Source organism: Mesorhizobium sp. B2-3-12, from assembly GCF_006442205.1.
Classification (GTDB): Bacteria; Pseudomonadota; Alphaproteobacteria; order Rhizobiales; family Rhizobiaceae; genus Mesorhizobium.
The window spans coordinates 112609-128888 of the sequence record NZ_VFVR01000004.1 but is presented as its reverse complement, the minus strand read 5'-3'; the positions used below and the strand labels follow the sequence as shown (position 1 = coordinate 128888).

General features: G+C 64.4%; 15 protein-coding genes. 5 read left to right on the top strand and 10 right to left on the bottom strand.

What is annotated here, in order from left to right:
• Positions 1-88: 88 nt before the first annotated feature.
• The 10 genes from doeB to FJ948_RS13965 all read right to left on the bottom strand — a co-directional run bounded on the left by doeB (position 89) and on the right by FJ948_RS13965 (position 9919).
• On the bottom strand, positions 89-1090 hold the full coding sequence (gene doeB / locus FJ948_RS14010) for a N(2)-acetyl-L-2,4-diaminobutanoate deacetylase DoeB (RefSeq protein WP_140705305.1): 1002 nt from the start codon (positions 1088-1090) through the stop codon (positions 89-91).
• A 5-nt stretch (positions 1091-1095) separates the two neighbouring features.
• Positions 1096-2274, bottom strand: coding sequence for an ectoine hydrolase DoeA (gene doeA, locus FJ948_RS14005; protein ID WP_140705304.1), 1179 nt, complete (start codon positions 2272-2274; stop codon positions 1096-1098).
• A gap of 136 nt (positions 2275-2410) precedes the next feature.
• Positions 2411-3403: an ectoine utilization protein EutC gene (gene eutC, locus FJ948_RS14000; protein ID WP_140705302.1), complete on the bottom strand. Its 993-nt coding sequence runs from the start codon at positions 3401-3403 to the stop codon at positions 2411-2413.
• Positions 3400-4392, bottom strand: coding sequence for a hydroxyectoine utilization dehydratase EutB (eutB, locus tag FJ948_RS13995; protein ID WP_140705300.1), 993 nt, complete (start codon positions 4390-4392; stop codon positions 3400-3402). Before eutB ends, eutC begins: the two co-directional genes overlap by 4 nt.
• 5 nt (positions 4393-4397) lie before the next feature.
• A complete protein-coding gene (eutA, locus tag FJ948_RS13990) occupies positions 4398-5177 on the bottom strand; it encodes an ectoine utilization protein EutA (RefSeq protein ID WP_140705298.1) in 780 nt (259 codons plus the stop codon).
• A 3-nt stretch (positions 5178-5180) separates the two neighbouring features.
• On the bottom strand, positions 5181-5840 hold the full coding sequence (gene ehuD, locus FJ948_RS13985; protein ID WP_140705296.1) for an ectoine/hydroxyectoine ABC transporter permease subunit EhuD: 660 nt from the start codon (positions 5838-5840) through the stop codon (positions 5181-5183).
• A 34-nt stretch (positions 5841-5874) separates the two neighbouring features.
• Positions 5875-6534 carry an ectoine/hydroxyectoine ABC transporter permease subunit EhuC gene (ehuC, locus tag FJ948_RS13980; RefSeq protein ID WP_140705294.1) on the bottom strand — a complete coding sequence of 220 codons (660 nt, stop codon included), beginning with the start codon at positions 6532-6534 and terminating at the stop codon, positions 5875-5877.
• A gap of 160 nt (positions 6535-6694) precedes the next feature.
• On the bottom strand, positions 6695-7546 hold the full coding sequence (gene ehuB, locus FJ948_RS13975) for an ectoine/hydroxyectoine ABC transporter substrate-binding protein EhuB (RefSeq protein WP_140705292.1): 852 nt from the start codon (positions 7544-7546) through the stop codon (positions 6695-6697).
• 70 nt (positions 7547-7616) lie between these two features.
• Positions 7617-8408 carry an ectoine/hydroxyectoine ABC transporter ATP-binding protein EhuA gene (gene ehuA / locus FJ948_RS13970; RefSeq protein WP_140705290.1) on the bottom strand — a complete coding sequence of 264 codons (792 nt, stop codon included), beginning with the start codon at positions 8406-8408 and terminating at the stop codon, positions 7617-7619.
• Between the two features lie 125 nt (positions 8409-8533).
• Positions 8534-9919, bottom strand: a complete 1386-nt coding sequence (locus FJ948_RS13965) for a PLP-dependent aminotransferase family protein (RefSeq protein ID WP_140705288.1) — start codon at positions 9917-9919, stop codon at positions 8534-8536.
• Between the two features lie 83 nt (positions 9920-10002).
• Between FJ948_RS13965 and FJ948_RS13960 the strand changes: the two genes are divergently transcribed.
• From FJ948_RS13960 to hutH, 5 genes are all read left to right on the top strand, one after another.
• Entirely contained in the window at positions 10003-10494 is a 492-nt protein-coding gene (locus FJ948_RS13960) for an Lrp/AsnC family transcriptional regulator (RefSeq protein WP_140705286.1), read from the top strand.
• Between the two features lie 129 nt (positions 10495-10623).
• Positions 10624-12117 (top strand): NAD-dependent succinate-semialdehyde dehydrogenase, encoded by a 1494-nt coding sequence (locus FJ948_RS13955; protein WP_140705284.1) that lies wholly within the window; start codon positions 10624-10626, stop codon positions 12115-12117.
• Positions 12118-12153: 36 nt separating this feature from the next.
• Complete coding sequence (locus FJ948_RS13950; RefSeq protein WP_140705283.1) at positions 12154-13533, top strand: aspartate aminotransferase family protein; 1380 nt, start codon at positions 12154-12156, stop codon at positions 13531-13533.
• A gap of 9 nt (positions 13534-13542) precedes the next feature.
• Entirely contained in the window at positions 13543-14646 is a 1104-nt protein-coding gene (locus tag FJ948_RS13945) for an alcohol dehydrogenase family protein (protein ID WP_140705281.1), read from the top strand.
• A gap of 130 nt (positions 14647-14776) precedes the next feature.
• Positions 14777-16273 (top strand): histidine ammonia-lyase, encoded by a 1497-nt coding sequence (gene hutH, locus FJ948_RS13940; protein ID WP_140705279.1) that lies wholly within the window; start codon positions 14777-14779, stop codon positions 16271-16273.
• Positions 16274-16280 lie beyond the last annotated feature (7 nt).

The window sequence follows — 16280 nt, the reverse complement described above, 5'->3', positions numbered from 1 at the left end:
CGGGAGCGCTTTGGTTTCGGGGCCAGAAGAGTGAAACCAGAAATTGTCGATGGAGCGGTCCGCCCCGGTGTGGTCGGGGCGGAATTGGTCAATCGACCTTCACGGCGACCACCGCGGCACAGTCGCCGGCCTTGACCAGTCCGGGGAAATGGCGCGCCGCCAGCATGCCCGACATGTTCGCGCGGATCTCCTGGGGGGCGACACCAGTGCGGCCGGTCGAATGGATACGAGCCAGCACCGCGCCCTCTTCGACGGACTCGCCGAGATCGACCATGGTTTCGATCATGCCGTCGTCCTCGGCGAAGGCGAAACAATCGCCCGAAGGCATGTCGAGCCATTGAGTTCTAGTCTTCTCGACCGCACCATCGACAATGCCCGCATGGCGCAGCACGTTGAGAATGCCACGCCGGGCGATCCGCACCGTCTCGGCACGCGATGTGCCGCCGCCCCCGAGTTCGGTGGTGACGAAGACCTTGCCCATCTCCTCGGCCGCCGTGTCATACATGCCGACCGCATCGATCTCGGTCATGCGCATCGAGAACGGCGCCGAAAAGGCCTCGACCGCCGCGAAGGCTTTTTGTTCCTGCGCCTTGTCGGGCAGCGTGTGCGCGGCGCAGAACGGCAAGAAATCCAGCGTTTTGCCGCCGGAATGGAAGTCGAAGACGATGTCGGCGCGGGGAAGCAACTCGCGTTGGAAATAATCGGCGATCTTCTGCGTCACCGTGCCGTCCGGCCGGCCGGGAAAGCTGCGGTTCATGTTGCCCTTGTCGATCGGTGAGGTGCGCGTGCCTGCCCGGAAAGCCGGATAGTTCATCGCCGGCACGATGATCACCGTGCCGCTGATCCGGCTGGGATCGAGCGTTCGGGCGAGTTCGTAGAGCGCGAGCGGCCCCTCATACTCGTCACCATGGTTGCCGCCGGTCAGCAGCGCCGCCGGCCCCTTGCCGTTGCGGATGACGCAGATCGGGATCATCACCGAGCCCCAGGCCGAGTCGTCGCGGCTATAGGGCAAGCGCAGGAAACCATGCTGAACGCCGTCGCGGTCGAAGTCGACGGTCGGCGCGATCGACGACGGGCGGAGACTGGACATCGGGCTCAATCCTTCACCACCAGCTTGCGCGGCACATTGGCCAGGCACTCGACGCCGGTTTCGGTGATCAGGATGGATTCGGTGATCTCCAGTCCCATCGTCTCCAGCCAGAGGCCGGTCATGAAATGGAAGGTCATGCCTGGCCTGAGTTCGGTGCGGTCGCCGGGACGCAGGCTCATCGTGCGTTCGCCCCAGTCCGGCGGATAGGACAGGCCGATCGAGTAACCGGTGCGGTTGTCCTTGACGATGCCGTATTTCTTCAGCACGGCGAAGAAGGCATTGGCGATATCCTCGCAGGCATTGCCCGGCCTGGCGGCGGCGAGGCCTGCTTCCATGCCTTCCAGCGTCGCCTTCTCGGCATCGAGGAATTCCTGCGTCGGCTTACCGAGGAAGACGGTGCGCGACAGCGGGCAATGATACCTGTTGTAGCAGCCGGCGATCTCGAAGAAGGTGCCCTCGCCCCGCTTCATCGGCTTGTCGTCCCAAGTCAGGTGCGGCGCCGAGGCATCCGCGCCGGATGGCAGCAGTGGCACGATCGCGGGATAGTCGCCGCCGATGCCGTCGACGCCGCGTGTGCCGGCATCGTAGATTTCGGCGACGAGATCGTTCTTGCGCATGCCGACTTCGATCTTGTCGACGATGCGCTGATGCATCGCCTCGACGATACGGGCTGCCTTGCGCATATAGTCGATTTCGGTCGGGCTTTTCACCGCGCGCTGCCAGTTGACGAGCGCGGTGGCATCGACGAAACGGGCGTTGGGCAGATGCTTCTGCAAAGAGGCGAAGGCGGCGGCGGAGAACCAGTAATTGTCCATCTCGACGCCGACGGCAAGCTTGCCCCAGCCGCGATCGCTCAGCACGCTGGACAGGAAATCCATCGGGTGGCGTTCTGTCGACTGCACATAGTGGTCGGCATAGCCGACGATGTTGTCCTGTGCGAGGTAAGCGGTGCGCTTGGCGCCGTTGGCGTCCTGGCCACGGCCGTACCATACCGGCTCGCCCGACGGCGGCACGATCACTGCCTGGTGCACATAGAAGGACCAGCCGTCATATCCGGTCAGCCAGGCCATGTTGGAGGGATCGCTGACAACAAGGAGATCGACGCCTTTGGCTTCCATCGCCTTGCGCGTCTTGGCGAGGCGATCCGCGTATTCGCTTCGCGAGAATTTCAGGTTCGGCTGCATTTTGTTGGTCCTCGTTTGTTGGGCCTGGAACCCGCTTCAACTTTGTTGAATCTGTCTCCAGGTATTCTTTTGTCGGAGCATGATCCGATCGGAAAACCGGTTGCCACTTTTCCGGATCATGCTCCCGCGGCTAGCATCAGCTTTCGAAAATGGTTCCGGCATTGGCCGCCAGCGCGCGATCGCGGGCGAGCGTGGCGATCGCGGTGTCCTGCACGCCGGTGCCGGTGAGATCGGCAATGGTGATATCGCTGGCCGAGCACCGGCCGTGTTTTTGGCCGGCGATGATCTGGCCGAGTTCAACCACCTCGCCATCGGCCGCCATCACACCGGCAGCGATGGCATGGCGCAGTTCGCCCAGCCGCCGCGTCTGCTTCGCGCTGTCGGCGACATAGAGATCGGCCATGCGCAGGATCGCCGGCGCGATCTCGTTCTTGTGCTCGGCGTCGGACCCCATGGCCGTGATATGCTGGCCGGCCGAGACAAACCCAGCCTTGATCAGCGGCTCGGTCGAAGGCGTGGTGGTGACGATGATGTCGGCGCCGGCAATCGCGTTGGCCGCGTCTGATACAGCGCGTACGTCGATGCCGAGCCTTTCGCGCAAGGCGGCTGCGGCCACTTCCGCCTTGGCGGCATCGCGCGCCCAGATGCGGGCCTGCGTGATCGGCCGCACCAGCTTCAGCGCTTCGAGTTGCAGTGACGCCTGGACGCCGGCGCCGAAGATCGCGGCGACGGACGCGTCCGGCCGCGACAGATGTTTGGCCGCGACGGCTCCGGCGGCAGCGGTGCGAACGTCTGTCAGATAGCCATTGTCGAGCAGCAACGCTTCGACCAGACCGGTCTTCGCTGACAAAAGTACCATCATGCCATTGACGCTGGGCAGGCCGAGCTTGGGATTGTCGAAGAAGCCGGGGCTGATCTTGATGGCGAAGCCGTCGATGCCGGGCACATAGGCTGTTTTCACGTCGACCTCGCCGCGATGCTCGGGGATGTCGAGCCGCAGGATCGGCGGCATCGCCACCGGCAGCGTGGCAAGCGCGCGGAAGGCATTTTCGACACAGGCGACGGCATCGAGATCCAATGTCACGATCTCGCGCAGTTCAGCTTCGGTGAGGATGGTCATCCGGCTCATGCGGCGCGCTCCGAAATCGATGGCATTTCCCCGCAGACGATTTTCCTGTGCAGGCCCATGTCGATGTTGCGGCCGGACAGCAGAACCACCACCGGCGCGCTCGCCTTGACCTTGCCGGCGAGCAGCGCCGCGATGCCAACGGCGCCGGCGCCTTCGACGATCTCGCGTTCCTGTTCATAGGCATGGCGAATGCCGGCGACGATCTCGTCCTCACTGAGCAGGACGACATCGTCGAGCAGGTCGCGGCACATGGCGAAGGTCAGCCGGTTGTCGAGGCCGATGCCGCCGCCGAGCGAATCCGCCAGCGTCGGCAATTCCTCGACCAGAACGGGACGGCCGGCATCGAGGCTGGCCTTCATCGCCGCGCCGCGCGCCATCGACACGCCGATGATTTTTGTGCCGGGGCTAACGCCTTTGATTGCGGCCGCTACACCCGAGGCCAACCCACCTCCGGAGAGTTGCACCAGCACCAGAGCGGCATCCGGGACCTGCTCGATCATCTCCAAGCCGAGCGTGCCTTGCCCGGCGATGATCGCGGGATGGTCGAAGGGTGGCAGCATGACCAGTCCCTCCTCCGCCACCAGCCGATCGACCTCCTGCTGCGCGTCGTCCTGGCTGTTGCCGACAATTCGGATTTCCGCGCCGAGGCGGCGGATTTCGTCGAGCTTGTTCTGAGGCACCAGACGCGACATGCAGATCACCGCGCGCATGCTCTCGAGCTTCGCCGCATGCGCAAGCGCACGGCCATGATTGCCGGTCGATGCCGCGACGACGCCGCGCGCCTTCTCCGCGGCGTCAAGCGATGCAACGGCGTTGGATGCACCGCGCAATTTGAAGCTGCCGGTGGTCTGGCGATGCTCGAGCTTGAGATGAACCGGCACGCCCAGTCGTTCGGAAAGACTCACCGAAAGCACGGTCGATGTGCGCTCGACCTTGCCGGCAATTCGCTCGCGCGCGGCACGGATATCGCCAAGGGTCACTGTCGCCATGGTCGTCAGCCGGCCGGCAAGGGCAGCGTCATCAGACTGCCGAATTCGGGATGGGCAGTCTCGTCACCGCACAGCCGCAGACAGTTCCAAGCGGTCGCCTGGTTGCTGGTCACCACCGGACGGCCGATCGCCTTTTCCATGCCTGTGACCGCGAGTGCACCGCGCAGCGCCGTACAAGACACGAACAGCGCATCGGCCTGCGGATGCATCGCCTGACGAGCGAGGTCGACAAGCGCTGCCGGGGCAATGCGCGCCATCTCGCGGTCGTCCTCAAAGCCGAGGCAGGTAAAGCTGACTATCTCGAAACCTCGCTCGGCGAAATAGGTCGCCATCGGCCTGGAGGTTTCGACCGTATAGGGCGTGAGGATGCTGATCCGACGCACGCCGAAGGCGTTCAGCCCGCGCACACCGGCCATTGTTGGTGTGACGACAGGCACGCCAGGCTTGGCGGCCTGGATCGCCGTCTCGATCTCGGCATCACCAATCACCACCGAGGCCGACGTGCAGGAATAGCAGACGGCGTCGAGCTTCTCGTCAGGCAGGATCAAGGCCGCGCCCGCCGTCAGCGCCGGCTGCATCTTGCGCAAATTCTCAGGCGTCGTCGGATTGGCATAGGGAGTGCGCGCGACATAGACGCCGATCCGTTCGCTGGCCACCATGCGGCGAAAATCCGGCTCCGTCGTATGGTCGGTGGCCAGGATGATGAGGCCGACGCGCCGCTCCAGCGGACGCTCATCGAGCGCTGGCCGGTTGGGCACGAGCTTGATCTGCGGCAAGGGCTTCATCTTCTATCTTTCGATCTTGCCGTAGCGGCGTTCCAGCCAGCGCAGCAGCACGACCGAAATCAGGCTGATGGCAAGGAAGAAGGCGCCGACCAGTGTGATCGGCTCAAGGTATCGATAATAGGTGTTGGCGACGCTCTTGGCCTGGTTCATCAGCTCCAGAACGGTGATCGCCGAGAGCAGCGGCGTCTCCTTGAACATGGCGATGAAGTAGTTGGCCAAGGCCGGGATCATCGGCGGGATGGCCTGCGGGATGATGATGTGGGACCAGGTCTGCCGGGCGCTGAGATTGCACGCCTTGGCGGCCTCCCACTGGCCACGCGGCACATTGTCGATGCCGGCGCGGTAGACCTCCGCCGTGTAGGTGCCGTAGTGCAGCCCGAGCCCGATGGCGCCGGCGACCAGCGGGGGCAAGAGGATGCCGATGTCGGGCAGCACGTAGAAGATGAAATAGAGCTGCACCAGGAGCGGTGTGCCACGGATGAATTCGGCCACCCAACCAACGCCGCGCGACAAGGCCTTGTTGGGCGAGCGGCGCGCCAGCGCGATGCCCAACCCGACAATCGCCGCCAGCACCGAGCCGAGCAGCGTCGCCAGGATGGTGATCTTCACCCCCTGGATCAGGGTCGGCATGATCTCCCAGACGAAATTCCAATCCCAATCCATCAGCGGGCCCGATTCATCAGGAATGCTCTGGCCATCAGACGCGCACTCCGTCGAGGCCGCGTGCCATGCGGCGTTCCAGCGAGCGCACACCCCATGAGATGAGCAGCGCCAGGATGAAATAGATGACGAGAATGGTGGTGAACGGCACCATGGTATTGCCGGTCTGGGCGCGCACCACCTGCGCCTGGAAGGTCAGGTCGGCGAGCGAAATCAGCGAGACGACCGATGTCGCCTTGAGCAACTCGATGGCATTGTTGCCGAAGGTCGGCAGCATCACCAGAAACGCTTGCGGCAGGATGACATGGCGCATGCCTTGCCAGCGGCCGAGATTGAGGGCGATGCAGGCCTCGTGCTGCTCGCGACCGATCGATTGCACGGCGCCGCGCACCACTTCGGCGGCATAGGCGCCGACATTGAGGCCGAGCGCCAACACGCCGGCCTGCAACGGGGTGAGCTCGAAACCCACCAGGGGCAAGACGAAGTAAGCGAAGAACAGTTGCACGAAGATCGAGGTGCCGCGGAAGAATTCGATATAGGCGGTGGCAAGCGCGCGCAGCACGAAGAAGCGCGACAGCCGCCCCATGCCAGCGAGAAAGGCCATGACCAGGGCAAGCACCGACCCCATCAGCGTCAGCTCGATGGTGACAAGCGCTCCCTGCATTATCAGGCCGAAATAGCCGGACCACTGGGTCATCTGGGTTCCAACGTTGGCGATTGGCTTCCTTCTCCCCGTTCACGGGGAGAAGATGCCGGCAGGCAGATGAGGGGCAGCGCTAGCTTCTCCAAACTTGGCGCCGCCCCTCATCCGTCACTTCGTGACACCTTCTCCCCGTGAAACGGGGAGAAGGTAAAAGTCACTTCGCGGCGCAGAGTTTGTCGCGCGTGGTCGACATCGCGGCGGCGGCCGAGAAGCCGTAGGGCTCGATGATCTTGGCGAACTCACCCGACTTCTTCATCTTGGCCAGTTCGACGTCGAAGGCGTCGCGCAGGGCCTCGTCGCCCTTCTTGAAGGCAGCGCCGTCGCAATAGACCGGAGCGCCCTGCACCGGCGCGATGACTTCGAGGTTCGGATCGGCGGCTTTCTTCATCAGGTCGTTGATCGAGAGCACGGGCAACGAGTAGGCGTCGATGCGGCCGTCCTGCACCATCTTGAGGCCGCTCTGGCCATCCGGCACGACGATGACACGTTCACGCGGCACGCCGGCGTTGAGCGCCAGCTTCTCCTCGGTGCCGCCGCCGGGCGCGCCGATCGTGGCGGACGTGTCCTTGGCGACATCCTCGTAGCTCTTGAAGCCTTTCGGATTGCCTTTCTTCACCAGCATCGCTTCGGCGTCGCACAGAACCGGCTCGGAATAGGCAACCGCCGCGCAGCGCTCCGGCTTCATGAACAGGCCGGCGGTGACGACGTCGAAGCGGCCGGCCTGCAGGCCGGGGATCATGGCGCCATATTCCGAGATCGAGGCGGCGACATCGGCGACGCCCAGGCGCTTGAATATCTCGCGCGCCACGTCAGGCGCCGCACCCGAAACCTTGCCGTCGGCGGCGACTGCCGTATAGGGCGGCTCGTTGGCGATGGCGAGGCGGGCGAAGCCCTGCGACTTGAGCTGCTCGAGCTTGCTGTCATCAGCCGAACCCGGGATCGAGGCGGCCAGAACCGCCGTCAGTGCAAGACCGGCGACGCCGGCCAGAATGCCAAGTTTCTTCATTGTTCCCAACTCCTTGTTCTTGTCTTGGTTTGCGTGATTTCAGGACGGCATTCGCCGCCTTGGCATGCGGTCAGACACGGTGTCCGGCCGCGATGATCTTCTTCAGGAAGCCTTGCGTGCGTTCCTGCTTGGGATTGCGGAAAATCTCGTCGGGCTTGCCTTCCTCGACTATTCGGCCGCGATCGAAGAACAGCACCCGGTCGGCGAAGTCGTGGGCGAACCCCATCTCGTGCGTGACCAGCAGCATGGTCATGTCGGTCTCGGCGCAGAGCCGCCACAAGACGTTGAGCACCTCCTCGACCAGTTCCGGATCGAGCGCCGATGTCACCTCGTCGAACAGCATTATCTTCGGCTGCAAAGCGAGCGCACGGGCGATCGCCACGCGCTGCTTCTGGCCGCCGGACAGTTGCGCCGGCATCGCCTTGGCCTTGTCGGCCATGCCGACCATGTCGAGCAGTTCCATCGCCCGCTTCTGCTCGGCGGCGCGCGGCGTGCCCTTGGTCAGCATCGGCGCCAGCGTCACATTGTCGATGACGCTCTTGTGCGGAAACAGGTTGAACAGTTGGAAGACCATGCCGATCTTCTGGCGCATCCGCGCGAGATGCCGCTCGTCGGCCGGCAGCAGCTGGCCGTTGCGTTCCATGTGGTAGAGCTGCTCGCCCTCGATCTGGATATGGCCTCCGTCGATACGCTCCAGCGTCATCAGGATGCGCAGGATGGTCGTCTTGCCGGAACCGGAAGGGCCGATCAGCGCCAACTTTTCGCGCGGCATGACCTGCATCGACAGGCCGTCCAGCACCTTGAAGCTGCCAAAGCTCTTCGAGATGCCGTCGATCTTGATGATGGGCGTGGTTGCGGACAAATGAATTTCCCCGTGCAGGAGAAGCCTGTGCCCTTAACGATGGGGAACGCGCCAAATCATGTCAATTGATAAAATAATATCATGACAATATTTGTGATTCCGCACAATTTCGGAGCATTGCGAGCCTAAATCGCCAGCAGCAGATGCTCCGGATCGCCAAGCAACAGCTTGGTGACAACGCCGAGACCGGCGCGCAGTTCCCCCTCGGTGGTCGACCCCAGCGAGATGCGCACCGCCGGATGCCAGGGCGCATCCGAAATGCGGAACGAGGTGCCTGGTGCGATGGCCACGCCTTGCAACCTGGCCTGGGCGACAAAGCTCTCCTCGGAACGGTCGGCAGGCAGTTGCAGCCAGATATGCAATCCATCGCGACGGGCACGGTAGTCGACGCCGGCAAGCACCTCGGCGGCAATGTCCTGCCGCCGCCGCAGCGCCGTGCGCTGCCAGCGCACCAGTTCCATCGCGGTGCCGTCGGTCACCCATTTGGTGGCGATCTCTGCCACCATCGGTGTCGCCATCCAGTTCGAGACCAGGTGCCGGTTGGCGACGGCGGCGACGTAACGGTCGGGCGCGGCGAGATAGCCGATGCGTAGACCGGGCACGGTGATCTTGGTGAAGGAGGTGACGTAGAGCGTCCGCTCCGGAGCGAAGGCCGCGACCGGAGGCGGCCGGTCCTCGACCAGCGGGCCCAGCACATCGTTTTCGATAATGGCGATGTCATGCTTGCGCGCCACCGCCGCGATCTCTTCGCGCCGCCGTGCATCCATCAGCGTTGCGGTGGGATTGATCACCGACGGCTGCACGAAGACAGCCCGAATGTCGGACAGCTTGCAGGCCTCGTCCAGCGCTTCCGGAATGAGGCCGTTGCCGTCGATCGGCAGGCCCTGCAGGTTGAAGCCGAGATAGCGGGCGAGCGGCACCAGCGTGTGGTGACCAATGGCCTCGGTAGCAACGGTCGAGCCGGGCGGCGCGACGCTCATCAGTGCTACCGTCATGCCGGCGGTAGCGCCGTTGGTCAGGCTGATGTTCTGCGCGGAGGCATCCAGCCCACAAAGTTTCAGCCATTCGACCGCCACGGCGCGGTGGCGCGGAAACACCATGTTTGGCCGGAACGACAGCGCCGAACTCGACGGCAGGTTTTCGGCCAGCCATCCGAGCGCCTGCTTCATCCGCTCCAGATGCATCGGCTCGCAGACCGGCTTCAGGATGGAAAGATCGATGACCTCACCAAGGCGTTCGGGCAGATAGGGCGGCTCGGGTTCGCGACGCTGTGTCTGGACGAAGCTGCCGCGGCCGATCTCGCCCGAAATCAGGCCGCGCCGGATCAGTTCCTCATAGGCGCGGCTGACCGTCTGCACCGAGAGCTTGAGATCGTCCGCCAGCCGGCGATGCGTCGGCAGCCGCGCGCCATTGGCCAGGCGCCCGTCATGGATGGCGCGCGCGAACTGGTCGGCCAATGATTGATAGGCTGGCCGACGGATCAGCGCGGGATCGGGTTGCCACAATGTCATGACTTATTAGAGATCGAAATCAGTGCAATTGACAATCGAAATAATGCGCCCTCATGGTACGATGGACGAAAAAGTGGGCGCTGATGACTGCTGCGAAACTCGACGCGATCGACCTCAAAATCCTCGACGCCATCCAGCGTGACGGGCGCATCACGAAGCTGGCGCTGGCCGAGCAGGTCGGGCTTTCGCCGACACCGTGCTGGATGCGGCTGCGCAAGCTGGAACAAGCCGGGATCGTCTCGGGCTATCACGCCCGCATCGCCATGCGCGTCGTGGCGCCTGTCGCCACAGTGCTGATGGAGGTGACGCTGGCCAGTCACCGCCAGGCCGATTTCGACCGCTTCGAGCGCGTGATCCGCGACATCCCGGAGATCGTCGCCTGCTGGTCGGTGGGCGGCGGCGTCGACTATGTGCTGAAGGTGATGGCGCGCGACATCGACGCCTACCAGCGCCTGGTGGATTCCCTGCTCGAGCGTGAGATCGGCATCGACCGCTACTTCACCTATATCGTCATCAAGACGGTGAAGGATGATATCGCCCTGCCCATAGCGGACCTGTTGCCGCCGTTGACGTAGACCGGAGAGATCGACTGCCCTCTCGGCGCAATAGAGAGATTCTCTCTACGGTCGGGCGTCCAAACAGCCTCTCTGTCTGCCGGTGATGGGTAGTCTTCCCGGATCAAACCTAACCGGGAGGCTTCGACCATGTCCGCGCATTTCGCCCGCTCGCATCGCCATGAAGCGCTCGACCGGCTCGCCGACCGCCGGCTGCTGCGCGAACTTGCCTATGTCGATGGCCATTGGACGGCGAGCGAGACGGCAGAGAGTTTCGAGGTCACCGATCCGGCTACCGGCGCAACGGTCGCCTTCGTCGCCGCGCTCGACTCAGGGCAGACGACGAGAGCGATCGATGCCGCCGCTCGCGCCTTCCCGGCCTGGCGAGCGATCCTGCCGCAGGAACGTTCGAAAATCCTGCGAAAATGGTTCGAGCTGATGGTCGCCGCCAGGGATGACCTGGCTCTGCTGATGACGCTCGAGCAGGGCAAGCCGTTGAAGGAGTCGCTGGGCGAGATCGATTATGCCGCCTCCTTCGTCGAATGGTATGCCGAAGAGGCAAAGCGTCTCAACGCCGAGAGTGTCACCAGCCATCTGCCGAACGCGGAAATTATAGTGCGGCGCGAGCCGCTCGGGGTTGTCGGCGTCGTTACGCCATGGAATTTTCCGTCGGCCATGCTGACCCGCAAGGCCGCCGCAGCACTGGCCGCCGGCTGCACCATCGTGGCGCATCCCTCCTCGGAGACGCCGCTGTCGGCGCTGGCGCTGGCCGAACTCGGCGAGCGCGCCGGCCTGCCCGCCGGCGTCTTCAACATCATTACCGGCAAGGCTGCGACGATCGTCGGCCGCATGTGCGATGACCCCCGCGTGCGCGCCATGAGTTTCACCGGTTCGACCGAGATCGGCCGGCTGATCGCCGCCCAGAGCGCGCCGACGATGAAGCGGCTGGTAATGGAGCTCGGCGGCCACGCGCCGCTGATCGTCTTTGCCGATGCCGATATCGACAAGGCGGTGACCATTGCCGTCGACGCCAAATTCGCCACATCGGGCCAGGATTGCCTCGCCGCCAACCGCATCTATGTCCAGCGTCCGCTCTACGACCGCTTCTGCGCCGCATTTTCCAGACGCATCGAGACGCTGCGGGCCGGCAATGGCTTGGCTGATGACATCGACATCGGGCCGCTGATGCATGAGCGCGCCGTCAAGAAGGTCGAGGAGCAGGTTGCCGACGCCGTAGCCCTTGGCGCGCGCTGCCTTGCCGGCGGCAAACGCCATCAGGCCGGGCCGCTGTTCTACCAGCCGACACTGATGGTAGACGTCCCTGACGAGGCGCTGATCATGCGCGAGGAAACTTTTGGTCCGGTTGCCGCCGTCACGCCCTTCGATAGCGAGGACGAAATCATCGCCCGCGCCAATGCAACCGAGTACGGGCTGGTCGCCTATGTCGTGACCGAGAACGGCGCGCGCCAGCAGCGCATGGGCCGCGCGCTCGACTACGGCATGGTCGCCATCAACCGCGTCAAGATCACCGGCGCGCCGATCCCGTTCGGCGGCGTCAAGCAGTCCGGCATCGGCCGCGAAGGCTCACGCCACGGGCTCGAAGCTTTCACCGACCTCAAATACCTCTGCCTCGACGTAGCGTAAGCTGCGCGGGCCGCATTTTCCTCAGGAGTCAAAAAGATGCTCGACCAGTCCAACGAACTTTCCGCCTGGGATCGCGATCACTTCTTCCATCCCTCCACCCATATGGGCACGCATGCGCGGGGTGAATCGCCGACGCGCATCATGGCTGGTGGCGAAGGCGTGACCGTCTGGGACAACAATGGCAAGAAGAGCATCGATGCCTTCGCCGGCCTCTATTGCGTCAATGTCGGCTATGGCCGCCAGAAGATCGCTGACGCCATCGCCGCGCAAGCCAGGAACCTTGCCTACTACCACGCCTATGTCGGGCATGGCACCGAGGCCTCGATCACGCTTGCCAAGATGATCATCGACCGCGCGCCGAAGGGCATGTCGAGGGTCTATTTCGGCCTCTCCGGTTCGGATGCCAACGAAACCAACATCAAGCTGATCTGGTACTACAACAACGTGCTCGGCCGGCCGGAGAAGAAAAAGATCATCTCGCGCTGGCGTGGCTATCACGGCTCGGGCGTGATGACGGGATCGCTGACCGGGCTGGACCTCTTCCACAATGCCTTCGACCTGCCGCGCGCGCCGATCCTGCACACCGAGGCGCCCTATTATTTCCGCCGCGCCGACCGTTCGATGAGCGAGGAGCAGTTCTCGCAGCATTGCGCCGACAAGCTGGAGGAGATGATCCTCGCCGAAGGGCCTGAAACCGTCGCCGCCTTCATCGGCGAGCCGATCCTCGGCACTGGCGGCATCGTGCCACCGCCCGCCGGCTACTGGGAGAAGATCCAGGCGGTGCTGAAGAAGTACGACGTGCTGCTGGTCGCCGACGAAGTGGTGACGGGCTTCGGCCGGCTCGGCACCATGTTCGGCTCAGACCATTACGGCATCAAGCCTGACCTGATCACCATCGCCAAGGGCCTGACTTCGGCCTATGCGCCGCTGTCGGGCGTCATCGTCGCCGACAAGATGTGGCAGGTGCTGGTGCAGGGTTCAGACAAGCTCGGCTCGCTTGGCCATGGCTGGACCTATTCGGCGCATCCGATCTGCGTCGCAGCAGGCGTGGCCAATCTCGAACTGATCGATGAGATGGACCTTGTGCGGAATGCCGGCGAGACCGGCGCTTATTTCCGTGCCGAACTGGCCAAGGCCGTCGGCGGTCACAGGAACGTCGGCGAGGTGCGCGGCGACGGCATGCTGGCAGCGGTGGAGTTCGTGAAAGACCGCGACGACCGTGTCTTCTTCGATCCCTCGCTCAAGATCGGACCGCAGGTCGCCACGGCACTTGCCGCCAGCGGCGTCATCGGCCGCGCCATGCCGCAGGGCGATATACTCGGCTTCGCGCCGCCGCTCTGCCTGACCCGCGAGGAAGCCGACATCGTGGTGGCCAAGGCCGCCGATGCCGTGAACAGCGTATTTGCCAATCTCTGAGACCGACCCATGAATGCCATGACCAAAACCCTCCCCGCCACCATGGCCGCCGTGCTGCTCACCGGGCATGGCGGACCTGAAAAACTCGTCTACCGCACCGATGTCAAAGTGCCTGTCCCCGCTTCAGGTGAAGTGCTCATAAGGGTCAGCGCTTGCGGGATGAACAACACCGATGTCTGGGTGCGCCAGGGCGCCTATGGCACCGAGGAAGATGCCGGCGCGGTGTCGACCTGGCGAAGGCAGGGCAATACGCTTGTTTTCCCGCGCATCCAGGGCACCGATACTGTCGGCACCATTGCCGCCGTCGGCGAAGGCGTATCGCCCGACCGTATCGGCGAACGGGTGATGGTCGATTTCTCCATCTACAACCGCGACGACGATTCGCTGGCCGACATCGACTATATGGGCCACGGCCGCGATGGCGGTTATGCCGAGTATCAGGTGGTGCCAGCAGACAACGCGCATGTCGTCGACACCACCTTGAGCGAGGTCGAACTCGCGACCTTCTGCTGCGCCTACCTTACCGGCGAACAGATGCTGGAACGCGCTGGCCTGAAGGCTGGCGAGCGCGTGCTGGTCACCGGCGCCTCCGGCGGCGTCGGTTCCGGCATCGTGCAACTAGCGCGGGCGCGTGGCGCCATTCCCTATGCGATCGCCGGCAAGGGCAAGGAACAGGCCGTACTCGACATCGGCGCCGAGGCCGTCATCACCCGTGGCGTCGCCGACCTGCCGCAAGCCGTGGCGGAGGCGACAGGCGGGCAACCGATCGATGTTGTCGCCGATCTCGTCGGCGGCGCGATCTTCAACGACCTGCTGCGCATCCTGCGACCAGAGGGCCGCTACACCACGGCCGGCGCGATTGCAGGCCCGGTCGTCCAGCTCGATCTCAGGACCATGTATCTCAAGCAGCTGCAACTGCATGGTTCGAGCCAGGGCACGCGCGCCGATTTCCGCCGCATCGTTCGCTATATCGAGGAAGGCAAGATCCGACCGCTGGTCGGCGGCGTCTACAAGCTCTCCGATTTCCACCAGGCGCAGGCCGATTTCATCGCCAAGGATTTCGTCGGCAAGCTGGTGGTGGTTCCCGACGCCGTCGCGCAGCGATCCGCCTAAGTTCAGAATTTCCCCTCGCCTGCCATTGTCATAATCGGAATGGCTTGCTCTCCAGCCAGCAAGCCGCCACAAACGGTGACGCCCGCCGCGCCATCGGCCCGGGCATCCGGTCACGGGATATAGGCGGGACATGACAGTTCGAATGATACTGCTCGACGCCAAGCCGCTCAGCGCGGCCGACGTTGCCGAGATCGCACGGCGCAACGCGCGGCTGGTGCTGGGCGAAGAGGCGATGCGCCGCATCCGGGCGAGCCGCGCGCTCATCGAGCATCTGACCGGGCTCGGCAAGCCGATGTACGGCGTCACGACGGGCCTCGGCGCCTGTGTCGACACGCCGCTCGCGCAGACCGATCTGATCGCCTTCCAGCACAGCGTTCCACTCAGCCACAGCATGGGGATCGGCCCCGCCCTTCCGACCGAGGCGGTGCGGGCGCTGATGACCGCGCGCATTTCAGGCATGGCCGCCGGCGGCACCGGCACGTCCGAACGCGTGGTCTTGGGCCTCGTGGCGGCGCTCAACGCCGGCGTCCATCCGGTGATCCCCACCTGGGGATCGATCGGGGCGGCGGACCTCGCCCATCTCGGCCACATGGCGCGGGCGCTGCGCGGCGACGGCGAGACCGAGTTCCAGGGCAGGATCATGCCTTCCGCCGAGGCGCTCGCGCTGGCCGGGCTCGAACCGCTCGACCTGCGCGAGAAGGACGGCCACGCCATCATCGTCGCCAACAGCCTGTCAACCGGCACCGCGTGCCTGTGTCTCGAAGACGTCGCCAATCTCATCGACTGGGCGCTAGCTGCGGTGGCGCTCAACTACGAGGCGTTTCGTTCTTCCCTCACCGCGATCGATGACGATGCCCTCGCCGCCCGGCCGGCCTTCGGCCAGCGCGAGATCGGTGCGCGGCTACGCAAGGAACTGGCAAGAAGCGGCCTGTGGAAGGACAAGGCGGCACGGCGGCTCCAGGATCCGCTCAGCTATCGCTGTGTGCCGCAAGTCTGGGGCGGCCTGCTGCATGCATTCGAACAGGCGAAGCTGGCGACCGAAATCGAACTCATCCATTCGGGCGACAACCCCGTAATCCTGCCTGGAGACGAACGCGTCGTCTCGAACGGCAATTTCGACCTCACGGCGATGACGCTGGCCTGGGAGCATCTCGGCCAGGCGCTCGCGCATTGCGCGGTCGGCACAGCCAACCGCTGCATGAAGCTGATGTCGCCGACGATTGCCGAGCTGCCGCGCTTCCTGTCCGCCAAAGGCGGCAGCCGCCAGGGCTACGCGGAACTGCAGAAACCGCTCGCAGCGCTCGAAGCCGAAATCCGGCATCTGGCCAATCCGATGTCGCTCAGCCCGCTGGCTGTCTCGGACGGCATCGAGGACCAGTCGTCGATGGCGCCGCGCGTGGTGGCAAAGACGGCCGAGATCGTCGAGCGGCTGCGCTACCTCGTTGCGATGGAGTTGATCTTCGCGGCGACGGGCGTGGAGCTGCGCGGAGTCGTCGACAGCATGGGCGAAGGACCGCAACGCACCTTCGCCGCCGTGCGCGCGCTCGTCAGCCCGCTCGACGACGACCGCGAGATGAGCACCGACATGACGCGGGTCGCCCGCATGGTGGCCGGTCCCCGGGACTGAGAAACTC